Origin of the sequence: Lacimicrobium alkaliphilum (assembly GCF_001466725.1) — a bacterium.
GTDB lineage: Bacteria > Pseudomonadota > Gammaproteobacteria > Enterobacterales > Alteromonadaceae > Lacimicrobium > Lacimicrobium alkaliphilum_B.
Map to the genome: position 1 here is coordinate 4,310,252 of NZ_CP013650.1, position 19,633 is coordinate 4,329,884.

15 protein-coding genes are annotated in these 19,633 nt (G+C 52.7%); 8 read left to right on the plus strand and 7 right to left on the minus strand.

The genetic code is table 11. The annotated features are described in order from the left end of the window. Positions 1-69: 69 nt before the first annotated feature. Positions 70-945 (plus strand): multidrug transporter, encoded by an 876-nt coding sequence (locus tag AT746_RS19315; RefSeq protein ID WP_062483721.1) that lies wholly within the window; start codon positions 70-72, stop codon positions 943-945. A 74-nt stretch (positions 946-1,019) separates the two neighbouring features. Here AT746_RS19315 and AT746_RS19320 read toward each other — a convergent pair whose 3' ends face one another. From AT746_RS19320 to AT746_RS19330, 3 genes are all read right to left on the minus strand, one after another. Then, complete coding sequence (locus AT746_RS19320; RefSeq protein WP_062483723.1) at positions 1,020-2,900, minus strand: formylglycine-generating enzyme family protein; 1,881 nt, start codon at positions 2,898-2,900, stop codon at positions 1,020-1,022. Positions 2,901-3,100: 200 nt separating this feature from the next. Further along, positions 3,101-4,621, minus strand: coding sequence for a YifB family Mg chelatase-like AAA ATPase (locus AT746_RS19325; protein ID WP_062483725.1), 1,521 nt, complete (start codon positions 4,619-4,621; stop codon positions 3,101-3,103). Positions 4,622-4,723: 102 nt separating this feature from the next. Then, on the minus strand, positions 4,724-5,338 hold the full coding sequence (locus AT746_RS19330) for a trimeric intracellular cation channel family protein (protein WP_062483727.1): 615 nt from the start codon (positions 5,336-5,338) through the stop codon (positions 4,724-4,726). A gap of 443 nt (positions 5,339-5,781) precedes the next feature. Here AT746_RS19330 and ilvG point away from each other — a divergent pair, with 443 nt between their 5' ends. From ilvG to ilvA, 5 genes are all read left to right on the plus strand, one after another. Next, a complete protein-coding gene (gene ilvG, locus AT746_RS19335; protein ID WP_062483729.1) occupies positions 5,782-7,437 on the plus strand; it encodes an acetolactate synthase 2 catalytic subunit in 1,656 nt (551 codons plus the stop codon). Beyond that, entirely contained in the window at positions 7,434-7,676 is a 243-nt protein-coding gene (ilvM, locus tag AT746_RS19340; RefSeq protein WP_062483731.1) for an acetolactate synthase 2 small subunit, read from the plus strand. Before ilvG ends, ilvM begins: the two co-directional genes overlap by 4 nt. Positions 7,677-7,688: 12 nt before the next feature. Continuing rightward, positions 7,689-8,618, plus strand: a complete 930-nt coding sequence (locus tag AT746_RS19345; RefSeq protein ID WP_062483733.1) for a branched-chain amino acid transaminase — start codon at positions 7,689-7,691, stop codon at positions 8,616-8,618. Between the two features lie 124 nt (positions 8,619-8,742). After that, positions 8,743-10,596, plus strand: coding sequence for a dihydroxy-acid dehydratase (gene ilvD, locus AT746_RS19350; protein WP_062483735.1), 1,854 nt, complete (start codon positions 8,743-8,745; stop codon positions 10,594-10,596). Beyond that, complete coding sequence (gene ilvA, locus AT746_RS19355; RefSeq protein ID WP_062483737.1) at positions 10,596-12,143, plus strand: threonine ammonia-lyase, biosynthetic; 1,548 nt, start codon at positions 10,596-10,598, stop codon at positions 12,141-12,143. The genes ilvD and ilvA overlap by 1 nt, the downstream gene beginning before the upstream one ends. A gap of 177 nt (positions 12,144-12,320) precedes the next feature. Here the strand turns inward: ilvA and AT746_RS19360 are convergent, their stop codons facing one another. Further along, positions 12,321-12,815 (minus strand): hypothetical protein, encoded by a 495-nt coding sequence (locus AT746_RS19360; RefSeq protein ID WP_062483741.1) that lies wholly within the window; start codon positions 12,813-12,815, stop codon positions 12,321-12,323. 12 nt (positions 12,816-12,827) lie between these two features. After that, positions 12,828-14,621: a DNA helicase RecQ gene (gene recQ, locus AT746_RS19365; RefSeq protein WP_062483743.1), complete on the minus strand. Its 1,794-nt coding sequence runs from the start codon at positions 14,619-14,621 to the stop codon at positions 12,828-12,830. Between the two features lie 142 nt (positions 14,622-14,763). On the opposite strand from recQ, the gene AT746_RS19370 reads away from it, so the two are divergent. Both AT746_RS19370 and rarD read left to right on the plus strand, forming a co-directional pair. Then, entirely contained in the window at positions 14,764-15,237 is a 474-nt protein-coding gene (locus tag AT746_RS19370) for a thioesterase family protein (RefSeq protein WP_062483745.1), read from the plus strand. A 398-nt stretch (positions 15,238-15,635) separates the two neighbouring features. Continuing rightward, positions 15,636-16,553: an EamA family transporter RarD gene (gene rarD / locus AT746_RS19375; RefSeq protein ID WP_082633356.1), complete on the plus strand. Its 918-nt coding sequence runs from the start codon at positions 15,636-15,638 to the stop codon at positions 16,551-16,553. A 99-nt stretch (positions 16,554-16,652) separates the two neighbouring features. Here rarD and uvrD read toward each other — a convergent pair whose 3' ends face one another. Together uvrD and AT746_RS19385 are read right to left on the minus strand one after the other, a co-directional pair. After that, positions 16,653-18,824: a DNA helicase II gene (gene uvrD / locus AT746_RS19380; RefSeq protein ID WP_062483747.1), complete on the minus strand. Its 2,172-nt coding sequence runs from the start codon at positions 18,822-18,824 to the stop codon at positions 16,653-16,655. 85 nt (positions 18,825-18,909) lie between these two features. Further along, positions 18,910-19,632: an HAD-IA family hydrolase gene (locus AT746_RS19385; RefSeq protein ID WP_062483749.1), complete on the minus strand. Its 723-nt coding sequence runs from the start codon at positions 19,630-19,632 to the stop codon at positions 18,910-18,912. Position 19,633 lies beyond the last annotated feature (1 nt).

A 19,633-nucleotide genomic window follows, 5' to 3' on the forward strand; every position in this document is an offset into this window, starting at 1 on the left:
GCAGGCACACTCGCCACCTGAGTCGCGTTTAGGTACTATGAGCTTCCCTGAAACGGACTGACCCTGACAATGCTGTGGATCCCTTTCACCCTGATGGCCGCTTTGATGCAGGCCTGGCGCAATGCTTTTCAGAAAAAACTCAGCAACGAGGTGGCCGCCAGTGGCGTGACACTGGCCCGTTTTGTGCTGGCAGGCCCTATGGCGGCCCTGTATTTGTCGGGGCTGCATCAATTTCAGCCTGCCTCTGGGCCGGTTTTTACTGTGCCGTTGCTGGGATTTATCCTCGGTGCCGCATTGATGCAGATCCTGGCGACCGCGCTGATGGTTATTTTATTCAAGCGACGCAACTACGCTATCGGTGTCGGACTGGCCAAGAGTGAAGCGGTGCTGGCTGCGGCTCTTGGTGTGGTTTTCTTTTCCGCATCACTGAGTTTGCTCGGCTGGCTGGGTGTACTGTTGGGTGCAATCGCCATACTGCTGCTCAGCGGTATCAATCGGATCCGGAGCTGGTCATGGGATAGCCTGCTACTGGGAATTGGCAGTGGGCTGGCCTTTGCGCTGACATCCCTGTGGGTTCGACAGGCCAGTCTGGAACTGGGATTGCCCTTCCCCCATGGTGCCGCCTGGGTGCTGTTGCTGGTTTTGTTGTTACAGACATTGTTGTTAACCGTCTGGCTGTTGATTACAGACAGGTCTACTCTGCTGGCGCTGTGGCAACGGCCGGGCCTGACTCTGGTTATCAGCCTGTTCAGTTGTCTGGGCTCAATAGGCTGGTTTACCGCTATGAGCCTGGAAACGGTGGCACTGGTTAAAACCCTGGGTCAGGTAGAAATCTTTTTCAGCCTGCTGATTTCCCGCTATTTGTTTCGAGAATCGCTGGCAAGGGCTGATAAATGGGGATTGTTATTGATTGTGGTGGCGGCGATATGTGTGGTGTGGGCTTAGGTGTTATATCATCCATCTCTGGATATAAAAAAACCGGCTTCTGCCGGTTTTTTTATATGAGGGAAAGTGCAGGGCTAACGCTCCCTGACGACCCGCAGGCCGATATAGTTGGCTCTGAACTCAGGGTCGAGTTCCATACGGGTAGAGACTCTGGCCAGCCGCGGGGCGAAATTCCAGGCTCCGCCACGAACAACGGCGCCATTGCTCGAAGAACTGATGGTCCATTCCCAGACGTTCCCTACCGTATCAAACAGGCCGAATTTATTGCGATCAAAGGATGAAACCGGAGCGGCAGCAATATTTGACCACTGGCTGCCACACCAGCCGCAGTTTGCATTACCGGTACCGACACTGTCACCCCACCAGTAATCTGACTCTGTACCGCCTCTGGCAGCATATTCCCACTCGATCTCGGTGGGCAGGCGGTATTTCTTGCCACTGGCTTCGGTCAGCCAGTTTACATAAGCCTGCGCGTCGCGCTGGCTGATACAGACCACAGGATGTTTATCGCTGTTGGCATAGCCAGGTGTGCGCCAGTTCAGTTGCTCCTGCCATGTTGGGGCGCCCTGATCGTAGTAGGCACAGCCTTTGTCTTTTTCCGCGTCGGTGACATAACTGGTCTCTTCCACAAAACGGCGGAAGTCGGCCACAGTAATTTCGGTTTCACCGATACCGAAGGAATTATCCAGGGTCTGAGTCTCTACCGGGCGCTCATTTTCCAGGCCGGTACCGGAGATATCACCCATGCGAAACGAGCCCGCAGGTACCACAATCAATTGCGGTCCGGGCTCATCACCGTGCAGAATGTCCTGCACTTTTTCACCCTTGTTAAAGGCAAATTGCGCGCGCTGCATTTCGACTCTGAGGGTGGTGCTTTCTTTTAAATTGATGGTATCTGTGAAGGTTTCGTAGCCACGCTTGACCACTTCGATATCATGGGGACCGGCTGGCAGCATAATTTGCAGACGGGTTGAGCCGTAGCTTACGCCATCGATAAAGACTTCATCGTCATAGACATTAGAGCGGATGGTTAGCTCGTACATCACCGACTCATCCGTGTTCACCTGGCTGTTATCCTGTGGCACGGTGATCACTTTGGCGACTTCAGGAGGCGTGCGCTCCGCCACACAGTAACGGCTGTCCAGGCCCAGTAACTGGCAGGCCTGAGTGCGTCTGAGGCTGCCTTTCACATCCACATTCATCTGTACGGCATAATTACCGGCGCCGCTGAAGCCATCGCGGGCGACTTCGCTGCGCAGGATCTGCACAAATACGTCGGAATAGGGGCGATGTTGTCTGGCGGCGGCCGCTTCGGTCAGGCCTTCATAGAGCTGATCAAGGAAACGTTTTGAGGCTTTCTGTTTGGCCAGTGACTTACCGCGCTCAGTACACTTTGCAAAGGTTTCATCGCGGTCACAGGTAATTTCGTGATTGACGGTGACGTTGTCCTGGCGGTTGAATTCTCTGACCAGGCGATCGACCCGCGCATTGTTAAGTTGTTCTTTAAGGCTTTCAATCTTATTCAGCAGGCTGTGTTTGGACAGCCGCAGTTGCTCTACGTCCAGTAGTTTTGACTGCCATTCATTGTAGCTGCTGGTAATGGCATCCTTATTTTCTTTGTGAGCACGCACTGCGGATAAATAAGACTCGCGGGCGTCATTGATATCTATGCTCGGATCTTCGATAGTGCGTTCATACTGCACATTCATTTCATTCAGGCGTAACTGGCGCGTATGTTCCAGTTCTTTACCCTTTTCTCGTAACGAGGCCAACTCCCGCTCCAGCTGTGCGGCCTTGGAGATCTCGTCTTCCAGGGTCCGGTGGTAGCTGTCGTATTCGCTTTGGTTGGTTTGAATTTGCTGTTGTATTTCCTCTACGGAAAAATTTTCCGCTGCGATCAGGCCCGCCGAATGTATCAGGGCTATCGCTAGAGCAAGGTGTGCTATTCGCTTCATTATTCCATTCCAAACGGGTCGCCAGCCGGCAAACTGCTATTATTTTTTTGGGCGTAATATTACTTCAAACGGCGACGATTAATTATTTGTCTAATTGTCGCAGTAAGGCCCTATGCTATTGAGTTGTCAAGTAAAGCGCAAGTATCATAGATGCTTATTGGCGATTAAATGGCATAAGTAAATAAAACCTCTTGCCCCTGTTATTGGCTCAGCAGTTGATTCAACAGGCGGTCAAAGGAACGGTATTGCAGCGCCTCGGCAATATGGGATCGGTCGATCTGCAGCTGCCCGTCTAAATCGGCGATAGTACGTGAAACCTTTAATATGCGGTGAAAAGTGCGGATGGAAAGGCCGAGCCGTTCGCTGGTACTGACCAGAAACTGGCGGTCAGTGCCAGCCAGCACGCAGTCCCTTTCCAGTTCATGATTATCCAGCAGAGCATTGGCCTTACCGGCCCGCTGCATTTGCCGGTCTCTGGCTTTTTGCACTCTGATTCTGACAATTTCGCTGCTGTCCCCTTTATCTTTCAGTTGTTCGGCAAACTGACCCGATGGCAGTTTGGGCACATCCACCTGCAGGTCGATGCGATCCAGAAAAGGGCCGGAAATGCGATTCAGATAACGTAATATCTGCTCCGGGTTACTGCGCTTGTCTTCGCTGCTGCCTGTGGGGCTGGGGTTCATGGCTGCTACCAGCTGAAAGCGGGCCGGGAAATTGGCCTGGCGGGCAGCTCTTGAGATTGAGACCTGGCCGGATTCCAGGGGTTCGCGTAATACATCCAGCACTTTACGTTCAAATTCCGGTAATTCATCCAGAAACAACACCCCGTTATGGGCCAGGGATATCTCCCCGGGCCTGGGGATACTGCCACCCCCTACCAGAGCCACTGCAGAGCTGGTGTGATGAGGATGACGAAAAGGCCGTTGCAGCCAGGCTGCGGGGTCAACCGGCTTGCCGGCGATGGAATATACCGCAGCGGTTTGCAGGGCTTCTTCTTCTGTCATTGGCGGCAGAATTGCCGTGAGGCGATTGGCAAGCATGGTCTTGCCGGTTCCCGGGGGGCCGGTAAAGAGCAGATTGTGCCCCCCGGCTGCGGCGATCTCCAGCGCCCTTTTGGCCGCAGACTGACCGACAATATCGCGCAGATCCAACGGCACAGAAGATTCTGTTGTTAAGGTTGCGGCTGAAGGCTCTGCCAGTGGCAACACCTGCTGACCAATTAGATGATGATACACTTCGAGTAACTGAGAAGCGGGATAAAGTCGGGCCTGGCGGATGAGTGCCGCTTCTGTGGTATTTTGCTGCGGTAGGATCAGACTACGATTTTGTTTATAGGTCGCATAAGCCAGCGGCAGGGCACCCTGAATAGCCCGCAGTTCGCCAGTTAGTGCCAGCTCACCGGTAAGTTCATGGCAATCCAGCGCTGACTGCGGAATCTGGCCTCCGGCGGCAATAATGCCAATGGCGATAGCCAGATCGAAGCGGCCACCGTCCTTGGGCAAATCCGCCGGAGCCAGATTCACCGTTATACGCCGGGCCGGAAACTCAAAGCCGGAGTTAATCAGGGCGCTGCGTACACGATCCCTGGACTCGCGCACTGAGGCTTCCGGTAAACCAACGATATTAAAGGCCGGCAATCCGTTTGCCAGGTGTACTTCAACCCGGATAGGTGGCGCTTCGACACCAACACAGGCTCGGGTGTGGGCGATGGCGATAGACATAACTGCTTCCTTTCAAATCCTCTCCCTTAGTTATAGCAACCTTTAGGGCATGTTGATCTTTGCTGGATATTTTTGCAGCAAAGATCAACATGCCCCAGGTTTTTAATGGCTGCCTTTAAACACAGGCAACTGCCAATGCCAGTATATGGCGGCGAGCCGCAGTGCCAGGGTACCCAATAACCCCGAGAGCATGGCCATGCTGGCGCTGGTATCTACCAAGGTGCAAAGCACATACAGCATGCCGCCAAAAATACAGGTGGTGGCATAGAGCTCGCCCTTGAGCACCAGGGGGATTTCGCGGCAGATCACATCCCGGATCAAACCACCAAAGACCGCTGTCATGGTGCCCATAACGATGGCGATAAAGGGGCCGGTGCCATAATTTAAGGCCTTTTGTAGCCCCATCACATTAAAAAACGCCAGCCCCAGTGCGTCGGCTACCAGCAGGATCTGATAAGGGAATTTATGGGTGATGCGCAGCCAGACAATAGTGATAAAGGCGGCCAGAAGAATGGCGTACAGAAAATCCGGTTGCTGTACCCAGAACACCGGCAAATCCAGAATCATATCTCTTAAGGTGCCGCCGCCAATAGCGGTGACCGATGCCAGTACCACCACGCCAAAGCCATCCATATACTTTTTATAGGCCATGAGTGTGCCGGAGATGGCGAATACCGCCACGCCAAAAAGATCGATCCAGTGCAGCCATTGCGCCATCGTTGTTATCCGGTACCCGCTCTGTTGATGCCTGATACTCTAATAGCAATAGTAAAAATAACAACAGCTTTTCCATTGTGCTGACAGGGTCGTTTGCCGATACAAAATAGTGGAATTATCCTAAAGCGGGCATCCTAATAACGGCTTATTAGGATAGCTGTAACTAAAGTTATAAAACTAATGCTTGATCTGCCCTTTTACACCGTGGTATTTCTAATAGGCAGTGACGTAACTTGATTAAATTAGGGCAAAAGCCTTTTTATGAACCAATTCGCAAACCTTCTTCTTACAGTGGTACTGGTCGTGGTGATTATTCCATCTCCGCGGGGGAAGCGTTTGGCCTGAATTAAGTCCAGATTCAAAAAAACCCCGCACGAAAGTCCGGGGTTTTTTTTTGCCTGAATATCAGGCAAACCGGCAACTAAACTAACAGAGACAAGAACATGACAGGCGCACAGGCAATCTTAAAATCCTTAATCCGGCATGGGGCTGACCGGGTGTTCGGCTACCCGGGCGGCGCTATTATGCCTCTTTATGATGCTTTGCTGGACTCGCCCGTACGCCATTATCTCTGTCGTCATGAACAGGGGGCGGCTTTTGCCGCCATAGGTTATGCCCGGGCTACCAACAAGGTGGGCGTGTGTATCGCTACTTCAGGTCCCGGTGCCACCAACCTGCTTACCAGCCTGGCCGATGCCAAGCTAGACTCGGTGCCTCTGGTAGTGATCACCGGCCAGGTGGCCCGCACGGCTATGGGTTCCGATGCGTTTCAGGAAGTGGATGTGCTGGGTTTAAGCCTGAGCATCTGTAAGCACAGTATGCAGGTCATGGAGCCTGCAGACTTGCAGCCGATGCTCAGCCGCGCTTTTGCCATCGCCAAAGACGGACGCCCGGGGCCAGTGTTGGTGGATATCCCAAAGGATATACAAATGGGTTTTGTGCCTGAAGATTGCCCGCAACAGAGCGAGGAGCATCCGTTACCACAGGCCGATACCGCCGCTATTCAACGGGCCAGCCAGTTGCTGGAGCAGAGTCAGCGCCCTGTTATTTATATCGGCGGTGGTGTGGGGATGGCGGATGCAGTGCCGCAGTTACGGGATTTTATTGGTCGTACTGACTTACCCCAGGTGAGTACCTTAAAGGGGCTGGGCAGTGCGGATCATCAGCACCCCCTTTATCTGGGTATGCTGGGGATGCATGGGCTGGCAGCAGCAAACCTTACGGTGCAACAATCGGATCTGTTGTTAATCATCGGCGCCCGGCTCGATGACAGGGTTACCGGCAAGCTGGACGAGTTTGCGCCACAGGCGAAGATCATCCATCTGGATATTGACCCGGCAGAGATCCACAAACGCCGTCACGCCGATGTCAGTGTGCTCGGTGATCTGAAGCAGATTCTGCCTGCTCTTGAATGCCAGAGCCGAAAATCAGACTGGCTTGAGCAGGTGCAAAAGCTTAAACGGCAAAAAGCAGCCCGTTATGCAAAGCATCAGTCTGGAAAGGATGTTGATGCGCCGGCACTGCTGCGCAGCTTAAGTGATCTCAGCGCAGAGGATGCCATTGTCAGTTGTGATGTGGGTCAGCACCAGATGTGGGTGGCCCAGCATATGCGGTTTTCTCACCCGACCCGCCACTTAAGCAGCGGCGGTCTGGGCACCATGGGTTTTGGCTTGCCGGCCGCCATTGGTGCGCAGGTTGCCGAGCCGGATAAACAGGTGATTGCAGTCTGTGGTGATGGTTCCTTTATGATGAATGTGCAGGAGCTGGGTACCCTGCGCCGCTACCAGATGCCGGTAAAAATACTGATTCTGGACAACCAGCGTCTGGGCATGGTTAAGCAGTGGCAGGAATTGTTTCATCAGGAGCGTTACAGCGAGACCGACCTGTCTGACAACCCACCGTTCAGCAAACTGGCTGAAGCCTTCGGTATTGCCAGTAGCGAGATCACAGATGCCGGTGAAGTGCCCCAGGCGCTTAAAACCATGCTTGAACACCCCGGGCCCTATCTGTTGCATGTGCGCCTGGACCATAAGGCCAATGTCTGGCCAATCGTACCGCCGAATACCGCCAATCATAAAATGTGGGAGCAAGCCCGATGACCTACGACCTGGAATTACTCTTATCTGATCAGCCTGCTGCGTTAGAGCGGGTGTTACAAACTGCTCGCTACCGTGGCTTTAAAGTCCGCCAGTTGCAGATGCACCAGCGTGGTTCAGGTTTACAGTTGTCGATGCAGGTATCCGGCCCACAACCCATTAACATACTGACGACCCAGCTACATAAGTTGTATGATCTGGCCTCACTGAATATTGAGCAAACATTGCCGCAAACGGCATAACAAGGAACTATCATGGCTAAGAAACAAGCTGAGTTTATCTGGTTTAACGGTAATATCCTGCCCTGGCAGGAGGCACAGGTACATGTGATGACCCATGCCATCCATTATGGATCGTCAGTCTTTGAAGGCGTTCGCGCCTATCATACCCCCCACAAGGGCACCTGTATCTTCCGTCTGCAGGAGCATACTCAGCGCTTGCTGGATTCGGCAAAAATCTATCGTATGACCATTCCTTATACCGCCGAACAGATCGATCAGGCCACCAAGGACATCATCAAAAAGAATAAGCTTAAGTCAGCCTATATCCGCCCTATCGCCTTTTATGGCGATATTGGTATGGGCCTGCAGGTGCCTTTCGGTCAGGAAACGGAAATGGTGATCGCCGCCTTTGAATGGGGCGCTTATCTGGGCGAGGAAGGCTTACAAAATGGTGTGGACGCCGGTATCACGTCCTGGAACCGTCTGGCCGCCAATACTATGCCCACTGGTGCTAAAGCCGGTGGTAATTACCTGTCATCGCAACTGATTTCAATGGAAGCCAGACGCCACGGCTATCAGGAAGGGATTGCGCTGGATATCAATGGCTATCTCAGTGAAGGCGCCGGTGAAAACCTGTTTATTATCCGTAACGGTATTATCTCTACACCGCCAAGAACCGCAGCCATTCTGCCCGGCATCACCAGAGACACCGTCATTACGCTGCTGGCAGAGATGGGCTACACCGTGCGTGAAGAAAATATCCCCCGTGAGGCGCTGTACCTGGCCGATGAGATCCTGATGTGCGGTACCGCCGCAGAGGTAACACCGGTGCGCAGTGTCGACGGTATCAAGGTCGGTAACGGTGCCCGCGGACCAATCACCGAGAAAGTCCAGTCGGCTTTCTTCGGATTGTTTGATGGCACCACAGAAGATAAATGGGGCTGGCTGACGCCGGTCGAATAAGTTGTTTCCGGCTGTTAGTCTTAGCCCGGATGTAGCGAAGCGAAATCCGGGATCCGATCTGCCGGTGCGAAACACAGATTAGCTGAAGACTGATCTTCAGTGACAGCAATATAAGGGTTAAACAATGCCAAAATTACGTTCAGCGACCACCACTCAGGGCAGAAATATGGCCGGCGCCCGTGCGCTGTGGCGGGCCACAGGAATGACCGAAGCGGATTTTGGCAAGCCCATTATTGCAGTCGCCAACTCTTTTACCCAGTTTGTACCCGGTCATGTGCACCTTAAAGATATGGGCCAGCTGGTGGCCCGCAGTATCGAAGCCGCCGGTGGTGTAGCCAAGGAATTTAATACCATTGCCGTAGATGACGGTATTGCTATGGGTCACTCTGGCATGTTGTACAGCCTGCCATCGCGGGAGATTATTGCCGACTCGGTGGAGTATATGGTCAATGCCCATTGCGCCGATGCGCTGGTATGTATCTCCAACTGCGACAAGATCACCCCGGGCATGCTGATGGCGGCGCTGCGGCTGAATATTCCGGTGGTATTCGTCTCCGGCGGGCCGATGGAGGCGGGTAAAACCAAGCTCTCCGATCAGATTATCGCCCTGGATCTGGTGGATGCCATGGTCGCCGCCGCAGATGACAAGGTCAGCGACGAAGACAGCGACGCCATTGAGCGCTCCGCCTGCCCCACCTGTGGTTCCTGCTCAGGCATGTTTACTGCTAATTCGATGAACTGTCTGACCGAGGCGCTGGGCTTGTCTTTGCCCGGCAATGGTTCGATGCTGGCCACCCATGCCGATCGGGAAAAGCTGTTTATTCAGGCCGGTGAGGTGGCGGTGGATCTGTGTAAACGCTACTACCAACAAAATGACGAAACGGCACTGCCGCGTAATATCGCAGGTCGTGCGGCTTTTGAAAATGCCATGAGCCTGGATATCACTATGGGTGGCTCATCCAATACCATTTTGCACCTGCTGGCGGCAGCACAGGAAGCCGAGCTGGACTTCACCTGTGCCGATATTGACCGCTTGTCGCGCAAGATACCCCATTTGTGCAAAGTGGCCCCGGCCACCCCCCAATATCATATGGAAGATGTACACCGTGCCGGTGGCGTAATCGGTATTCTGGCGGAGCTGGAACGTGGAGGACTACTGCAGGGGGATGCGCCCCATGTACTGGGTAAGACCATCGGTGAGGTGATAGCCGAATGGGATGTGATGAATACTGAAAATGAACCGGCCAGAGAATTTTATCGTGCCGGGCCTGCCGGTATCCGCACCACTAAAGCCTTCAGTCAGAGCTGTCGCTACCCGAGTCTGGATACCGATCGCGAGAACGGGTGTATCCGTAATATGGAACATGCCTTCAGTCAGGAAGGTGGTCTGGCGGTACTGTACGGCAATCTGGCCGAAGACGGTTGTATTGTAAAAACCGCCGGTGTGGATGAAAGTATTCATAAATTTACCGGTCCGGCCCGTATTTTTGAAAGTCAGGACGCCGCCGTTGCCGGTATCCTTAATAACGAAGTGCAGCCCGGTGAAGTAGTGATTATCCGTTACGAAGGGCCTAAAGGGGGCCCTGGTATGCAGGAAATGCTCTACCCCACTTCTTACCTGAAATCAAAAGGTCTGGGTAAAGCCTGTGCGCTGATAACCGACGGGCGTTTTTCCGGCGGAACCTCGGGACTGTCCATTGGCCATGTGTCACCGGAAGCCGCCGCCGGCGGTAATATTGCCCTGGTTGAGCCCGGCGATCAGATTGCCATTGATATTCCTAATCGGCGCATTGAGCTATTGATCAACGCTGAGGAGCTGGCAAAACGACGCAGTGATATGGACGCTTCCGATAAACCCTGGCAACCGGCCGATCGTGAACGCCATGTATCCCTGGCGCTGAAAGCATACGCCTTGCTGGCGACCAGTGCCGACAAAGGCGCGGTGCGCAATAAAGCCTTGCTGGAGGGGCAGCAATAATGGTTGCAGAGGCAGATTATCTGAAGAAAATCCTGCTTTCACCCGTTTATGACGTAGCAGTGCAAAGCGACCTGGTACGGCTGGATAAACTCTCGGCGGCGTTGGGCAATGATATCTGGCTCAAGCGCGAAGACCAGCAGCCGGTAAAATCCTTTAAACTGCGCGGCGCGTATAACAGGCTCTGCCAGTTAACCCCGGAGCAGACTGCGGCCGGGGTGATTGCTGCATCGGCAGGCAACCATGCCCAGGGTGTGGCGTATTCGGCCAGAATCAAGCAGATGAAAGCTGTGATTGTGATGCCCGAGACCACCCCGGAGATCAAAGTCGAGGCGGTGCGCACCTTTGGTGGTGAATACGCCGAAGTGGTGCTGCATGGCACCAGCTTTGATGCTGCCAGCAACCATGCGCGGGAACTGGCGGACAAGCACGGTTATACTTTTGTACCGCCTTTCGATGATCCTGATGTGATTGCCGGGCAGGGCACTATTGGCCGCGAACTACTGGAGCAGAATCCACATCTGGATACTCTGTTTATCGCCGTAGGTGGCGGTGGGCTGGCCGCCGGTATCGGCGTGTACCTCAAGCAACTCAGGCCCGACTTAAAAATCGTGGCGGTAGAATCGGAAGAATCCGCCTGCCTTAAGGCGGCCATGGAAAAAGGCGAGCCCGTGGATCTGCCCTCAGTGGGCATCTTTGCCGACGGGGTGGCGGTCAAACGGATCGGCACCGAACCCTTTCGTTTGTGCCAGCAGTATGTGGATGAGGTCATCACCGTTTCCAGCGATGAGATCTGCGCGGCGATTAAAGATATTTTCGACGATACCCGGGTCATCGCCGAGCCCGCCGGTGCCTTATCGGTGGCCGGTATTCGTAAGTATGTGCGTGAAAATGGTACTCAGGGCCATAAAATCGGCGGTATTCTCTGTGGCGCCAATATTAATTTTCATACTCTGCGTTATGTCTCTGAGCGCTGCGAACTGGGTGAGCAGAAAGAAGTGGTATTTGCCGCCAAAATTCCCGAGCGGGCGGGGGCCTTCCGGCATTTCTGTGAGCTCTTAGGCGGCCGTGCCATCACCGAATTTAACTACCGTTTTGCCAGCAATAAAGAGGCGCATATTTTTGTCGGCCTTAAGCTTCGTCAGGGCCGAGAGGAATTTAAGGCCATTGCCGATAGCCTGAACAACGCAGGCTATCAGCTGTTTGATCTGTCAGATAACGAGATGGCCAAGCTGCATGTACGGTATATGGTGGGCGGCAGGCCACCTAAGCTGCTCAACGAACATATCTTTTCTTTTGAGTTTCCCGAGCACCCGGGCGCGCTCATGAAGTTTCTGGACACTCTCGGCGAGCGCTGGAACATTACCCTGTTCCACTATCGTAATCATGGTGCCGCCGAAGGGCTGGTACTGGCGGGTTTTGATATCCCTGCCAACTCAAGAGAAGACTTTGACCAGCATGTAAAGCAACTGGGCTATCAGTTCGAAGAGCAAACCAGCAACCCCGCCTACCGCTTCTTTTTATCGGATTTAAATGGAGTGTTTGATTAAAAAAATCTATGGAGCCTCCAAGCTGTCGGGATGATTAATCGCAAGACGCGGTAAATCCTTCCCTGGACGCTCTTAAACCTCATCCCTGAGGTTTTAAAGCTTGCGATTAACCATCCGACAGCTCTGGTGATATCTGAATGTTTTGTAAAGGGGGGAAATGAATACGACCGTTAGCCGTCACTCCTTAAAACCAATACCTTTAGCGCCAACTGGAACGTATGTTTTATAAAGATTTCCCTGAGGGCCACTCATCATCTCCTCATAAAGAATGACGCCTCTATTTTTAGAATAAACGTACTTCAAAATAGGGTTTTCAGAAATCTTTTTGTCAAATATAGCGAAGTGAAAATAGCTTGCTCCATTTACAATTGTCTTTTTCTCGACTTTCAATATTACTCCGTCCTTCATATCCCATTCTGTGACCTTTTGGGAAGGCTTACTGGGAATGAAAAATATTGAAAGCACAGAAAAATCACCAATATCATCAACCTTAGTTGGAATAGCTGAGTCACCACTAATTTTTAATATATGTTTTACTCCATCAAAGGTTGTCTCTTCAAAACTTGTGACATCACCAGCTAATGACATATATCGGTAATAATTATTAAGATCAGAACCCAAGGCATTCTTTGTCAACATAGAGAAAAACACCAAAGATAGAAATTTCCACATTCAAGTAGCTCCTCACTCTCCGGCCAGATGCTCCTTAATGGCGTTTAAGAAAGGTTCGCCGTAGCGGGCCAGTTTGGTCTGGCCGACGCCGCTGACTTCCAGCATCTGTGCGCTGTTGGTGGGCAGTTTTTCTGCCATATGAGACAGGGTCATATCGCTGAATACCACAAAGGGCGGTACCTGATCTTCCTCTGCAATGCTTTTACGCAGTTTCTTCAGTCTGGCGAACAGGGCCCGGTCGTAGTTACGGTTATCCAGTTTGGCTTTTTTACCCAAGTTAAGGCTCATTCTGGGTACGGCCAGATTGACCGCCATTTCACCTTTAAGCACTGATCTGGCCGCTTCGTTGAGCTTTATCACCGCATTTTGAGTGATATCCACCCTTGCCAGGCCCTGATGAATCAGCTGGTTGATCAGGTTATGCCACCAGGCGTCCGGTTCGTCTTTGCCAATGCCGTAAGTGCTGAGTTGGTCGTGACCGGCATCAATAATACGTTTAAGCTTTTTACCTCTGAGTACATCAATCAGATACTGGCTGGCGGCAGATTGTTCCAGCCGATAGATACAGGACAGCACTTTTTGCGCGGCCACCGTACCGTCAAAACGCTTGGGCGGATCCAGGCAGATATCGCAGTTACCACAGGCGGTGGCATTGTATTCGCCAAAGTAATTTAACAGCACCTGGCGGCGGCAGGTCTGGGACTCGGCAAAGGCCTCCATGGCCGCAAAACGCTGTAATTCTACTTGCTGGCGCTGCGGGTTTTCGGTCATGCTGATCCACTCACGAATGCGCGCCACATCTTTCTCATCAAATAGCAGCAGCGCCTCGGCAGGGCTGCCATCTCGTCCGGCGCGGCCGGTTTCCTGATAATAAGATTCGATGGTACGGGGCAGATCGTGGTGGGCCACAAAACGCACATTGGGCTTATTAATGCCCATGCCAAATGCCACGGTGGCGACGATCACATCAATATTATCGGCAATAAAATCGCGCTGAATAATCTCGCGAATCTCCGGCTCCATGCCCGCATGGTAACCGGCGCAGTTGATACCGCGGTTAGCCAGTTTATAACTCACATCATCTACTTTCTTGCGGCTGTTACAGTAAATAATGCCGCTGCCTTCCTGTTCGCGGATATAGCGCTCCAGCTGGTCCAGCGGTTTGTATTTCTGGATCTGGGTATAGCGGATATTGGGGCGGTCAAAACTGCCCTGGTAAACAAAGGGCTGCTTCAGATCCAGTTGTTGCAGAATATCGGCGCGGGTGGCGGCATCGGCGGTGGCGGTCAGGCCCATTACCGGCACGCCCGGAAAAAAGTGCTTAAGCTGGCCAAGGGCCATATAATCCTGGCGAAAATCATGGCCCCAGTGTGATACGCAGTGAGCTTCGTCTACGGCAAACAAGCTTACCGACAAATCCTGCAGGCGCTGAATAAAATAGGGCTGCATCAGTCTTTCCGGGGCCACGTAGAGCAGCTTAATCTGACCGTCTCTGACCTGTGACATCACTTCAGACTGCTTCTGGGGTGATAAAGCCGAGGTCAGACAGGCCGCCTGTACCCCCGAGGCCATAAGGGCATCCACCTGATCTTTCATCAGTGATATCAGTGGTGACACCACTACTGTCAGGCCCGGCAGCAGCAGTGCGGGTATCTGATAGCAGAGGGACTTACCACCACCGGTGGGCATCAACACGAGGGTGTCCTGACCATCCAGACAGGCCTGTATGACTTCCTCTTGTCCTGGCCGGAAAGCCTTATAGCCAAAGATATCGCTTAGAATGCCAAGCGCTGAGGGTTGGGCCATAGATGATGCTAAGGAGAGTGACAAAAGGACTCGGTGAGGCAGTTAAAACAGGCTCACAGTTTACCGGGGCAAAGAGGTTGTTACCACCTTGGCGGCGGAATTGTTATGATAGCCAAATTAACAGGTCGTACCAGAGGCGGTTATGGCAACACCACAGATATTGCAAACCAACGAGCTGGCAGATTATGTCGCCGGAGTGTTCCGCGATCATATGTCTTTTAACAGGATGCTGGGGCTTCAGATCAGTCAGTATGACGGAGAAGGAGTGGAAGTACGCCTGCCCTGGCATGATGGCCTTATGGGTAACCCATTACAGAAAATCTTACATGGCGGTGTCACCGCCTCGGTACTGGACACCGTGGGTGGTTTAATGGCGATTCTGCATGTGGTCAAAGATGTGAAGGAGATGGATCTGGAAAGCTTTCAGAAACGTCTGGGCCGCATCGGCACCATAGATATGCGCGTGGATTACCTTCGCCCCGGTAAAGGTAAGGAGTTTATCGCCACCGCCAGCGTAATACGTAAAGGTAGCCGGGTAGCGGTATGCAGAATGGAACTGCATAACGAACAGGGTGAGCATATCGCCTTTGGCACCGGGACTTATATGGTGGGGTGAACCACGACCGTTATGCCAGTGGCATAACGCAGCGTGGTGAACGCGAGTACAGGAGGTACGAGCTGCGGGCGTTCCATCAGGGATGTGCGCACCGGGACTTATCGATTAGCGATACTCACAGTCAATTGCATGTGGTTAATGACCGTTATGCCAGAAACTGCCGGTATACAACGCTGCAAGACGCGGTAAACCCTTCCTTGGGCGCTCTGCAATCTCATCCATGAGATTTTAAGCTTGCAGCTTTTGTATCCCGTCAGTACCAATATCTACTCCTGCTACATGGCGGCCCTGTTTTAAAAAGATTACTTTTTCTAATCCCAGTTGCTAAAAGCATTCGTTTGCTTTGCACACGCTGATCACCGAAGATAAGCGCCTGATCCACTGCTAAAAATCATTCAATGTCTGATAAATCTGCCCGTACCGGCGTGTTGCTGGCCATCGCTGCTTACAGTATGTGGGGCTTTGCGCCCATGTATTTTAAGCTGCTGTTGGAAGTGCCTGCGCCGGATATTCTGCTGCACCGTATTATCTGGTCCATGCTGATTCTGGTGGTACTGGTAGTGGCATTAGGGCAGTTTGCCAAAGTACGTAAAGCCTTACTGACCCCCAAGGTAATGAAGATCCTGCTGATCTCCGGTTTATTGCTGGGCGGCAACTGGCTGCTGTTTATCTGGGCAATTAATAATGACCATCTGCTGGATGCCAGCCTGGGTTACTATATTAACCCCTTGCTGAATGTGGCTCTGGGGCGGATTTTTCTGGGTGAGCGTCTGCGCCGGATGCAGAAAATCGCCGTGGGGCTTGCGCTGTTTGGTGTCGGTATTATGATTGTGTCCTACGGGCAGGTGCCCTGGATAGCACTGGCTCTGGCGGGGAGCTTTGGCATTTATGGATTGCTGCGCAAGCAGGTGGATGTGGACTCTATGCCAGGTCTGTTTCTGGAAACCCTGCTGATGATGCCGGTGGCGATTGCTTACTGGATCTGGTTTGCCAGCCCGGCCAGCAATATGTTTGAAAACAGCACGGCACTGAATCTGACTCTGATGTGCGCAGGAGTCGTCACCACGGCACCGCTGCTGTGCTTTACCGGTGCGGCGCGGCGGATTATGTATTCGACCCTGGGATTCTTTCAGTATATTGGCCCCAGCATTATGTTTGTGCTGGCGGTGTTTTTATACCACGAACCACTGCATCAGGAGCGGTTGATCACCTTTGCACTGGTATGGACGGGCCTGGCCCTGTTCAGCTTCGATTCTTACCGCCATTTTCAGCGCAATCGTAAAGCCAGAAAAGCGGCCATGGCAGCTGACGCCTGATTCCGCAAGCTTTCAGGTATCAGTAATCAAACTGAACAGCTGCCAGCGATGCTTTATCCTATCTTGTGATTGGAGATAACCCGGATGCAAACGCAAACGTTATGCCGGCGTCAGTCTGGCATAGCTTAATACCAGCCATTTATTGCCCACCTCGCTGAAATTCACCTGTACTCTGGCATGCTCTCCCGAGCCTTCATAGTTAAGTACCGTGCCCTCACCAAACTTGGGATGAACAACCCGCTGACCCAGAGAGAACCCGGTGGAATCAAAGGCAGAGTGCGAGGTCACCGGAGCAAAGCGATTCTGCACCGGCCGTGACACCTGAGTATTGCGCAGGCGGATCTCCTCAATGCAATCGGTAGGTATTTCGCGCAAAAAACGTGATGGCGTATGGTATTTTTCCTGCCCATAGAGTCTTCTGCTTTCAGCGTAAGTGATGACTAACTTCTCCATGGCGCGTGTCATACCAACGTAACAGAGACGACGCTCTTCTTCGAGCCGGCCCGGTTCTTCGGCGCTCATCTGACTGGGGAACATGCCCTCTTCCACTCCGCCAATCAATACCAGCGGGAATTCCAGGCCTTTGGCGCTGTGCATGGTCATCATCTGTACGGCATCCTGATGACTGTCGGCCTGAGACTCTCCCGCTTCCAGTGACGCATGGGCCAGAAACGCCGATAAGGGCGTCATATTGTCAGCTTCCTCTGGCAGTTCAAACTGTTTGCAGGCGGTCACAAGTTCTTCGAGGTTTTCAATTCGTGCCTGGGCTTTCTCGCCTTTTTCGGCCTGATACATGGCGTACAGGCCTGAGCCTTTAATCACATGGTCGGCCTGCTGATCCAGCGCCAGCTCCAGGCACTCCTGTTGCAGTTTAAAGATCAGATCCACAAAGGATTGCAGCGCATTGGCGGCACGGCCTGAGAGCTTTTTCTCCTGTAGCATCTGCAGCGACGCCTGCCATAAGGACTGCTCGGTGATTTTGGCGGTTTCCCGGATTTGCTCAAGGGTACGCTCGCCAATACCACGGCTGGGTGTATTTACCACCCGTTCAAAGGCGGCATCGTCCAGCGACTGGTTTATCATTCTCAGATAGCCCAGTGCATCTTTGATTTCCTGGCGCTCGAAGAACCTCAGGCCGCCGTAAATCCGATAGGCCAGGCCTTCGTGCAGCATGGCCTCTTCCAATACCCGTGACTGGGCATTATTGCGGTATAGCACGGCGCAGTCAGACAGGGCGCCGCCCTTGTCATGCCACTGGCGAATCTGGGCGACAATAAAGCGGGCTTCATCGAGATCATTAAAACCGGCATATAAAGAGATGGGCTCGCCATCCACGCCGTCTGTCCACAGCTCTTTACCTAACCGGCTCTGGTTATTCTCAATCACCGCATTGGCGGCTTTAAGGATTTTGCCGGTGGAGCGGTAGTTCTGCTCCAGACGGATGGTCTGGGCACCATCGAAATCTCGTAAAAAGTGCTGGATATTGTCTACATTGGCGCCGCGCCAGCCGTAAATAGACTGATCATCGTCACCCACAATCATCATATTGTTATTGGGGCTGGCCAGCAGCCGCAACCAGGCATACTGGATATTATTGGTGTCCTGAAATTCATCCACCAGTACCGCGCGAAAACGTTGCTGATAATGCTGCAGAATACGCGGGTTATTGACCCACAGCTCGTGGGCTCTTAATAACAGCTCGGCAAAATCCACCAGCCCGGAACGGTCACAGGTGTCCTGATAGGCCTGATAAATTTCTTTCATGCGCTGCTGGGCCGGATCGCCATGGGTTTCAATATGTTGTGCCCGCAGGCCTTCATCTTTGTTACCGTTGATATACCACTGGATATGTTTTGGCGCCCAGTGTTTTTCATCCAGATTCAGGGCCTTGAGTACCCGGCGGATCAGGCGGTACTGATCGTCAGAGTCCAGGATCTGAAAGTTCTCCGGCAGCCGGGCTTCCTGATAGTGAGTGCGCAGCAACCGGTGCGCCAGGCCATGAAAGGTACCAATCCACATGCCCTGCAAGGAGGAGTGCATCAGTTTTTCCACCCGCGCACGCATTTCCCGGGCGGCTTTATTGGTAAAAGTGACCGCCAGAATACCAAAGGGGGAGATACCCTCCACTTCCATCAGCCAGGCCATACGATGCACCAGTACCCGGGTCTTGCCACTGCCGGCCCCGGCCAGCACCAGCATATCGCCTGGTGGCGCGGCCACTGCTTCGCGCTGTTTGTCGTTAAGGCCGTCGATGAGTCTGGATACATCCATGGTGGCTAATCTCACAGGTTCAGAGTGCGTAAATTGCGGCAAGTATAACAGCTATACTGTGTTTTTATACACCAGCTGGCCGGGATCAGCTATTTACAAGCTTCAGTAGTTCGTCCAGTTGCTGTAGCTGAATATGAGGCAATACACTGGCGGGCTCATCACTGATATTCATCGGCCGGTTAGCGGCATACCAGGCGGCCTGGTAACCGGCATTGAGTGCCCCGGCGATATCATTTTTAAAGCCATCGCCAATATGCAGAATCTGTCCGGCAGGAATACCAAGGTGAGCCTGCGCCAGTTCAAACATGCGGCTGTCTGGCTTCATAGGTTGTTTCAGGTTAGCGTGATAACAGGCACTGAAATAGCCGGCGATACCGATTTTCTCAAGGTTAACATTGCCATTGGTGATGGCCACCATCGGCACCCTATCTGCCAGTTGTCTGAGCAAAGAACAGATACTTTCAGTGACCTTAAAGTCGCTGCGTTGGTCGTAAAAATAATCAAATGCCACCTGAGTCGCAGTAGCCAGGGTTTCACCGTCATATCCGCATGTTTGCAGGCCATGATGCAGTTGCTGTCGTCTTAATTCGCCCATATCACTTTGCAGTTCGGGTCGTTGCCGCAGCAGCTGTGCCTTGATCTGACGCCAGAATTCAATGTCATGCCGGGCAGTATCCGGGTATTCCAGATGCAGAAAATCCAGCAGCGCCCGTTCGGCTCTGAGCATAATATTGTGGTTATTATACAGGGTATCATCGAGATCGAATGACAACGCCTTAACAGGCTGTAAGGGGCGGTAAATAATCATC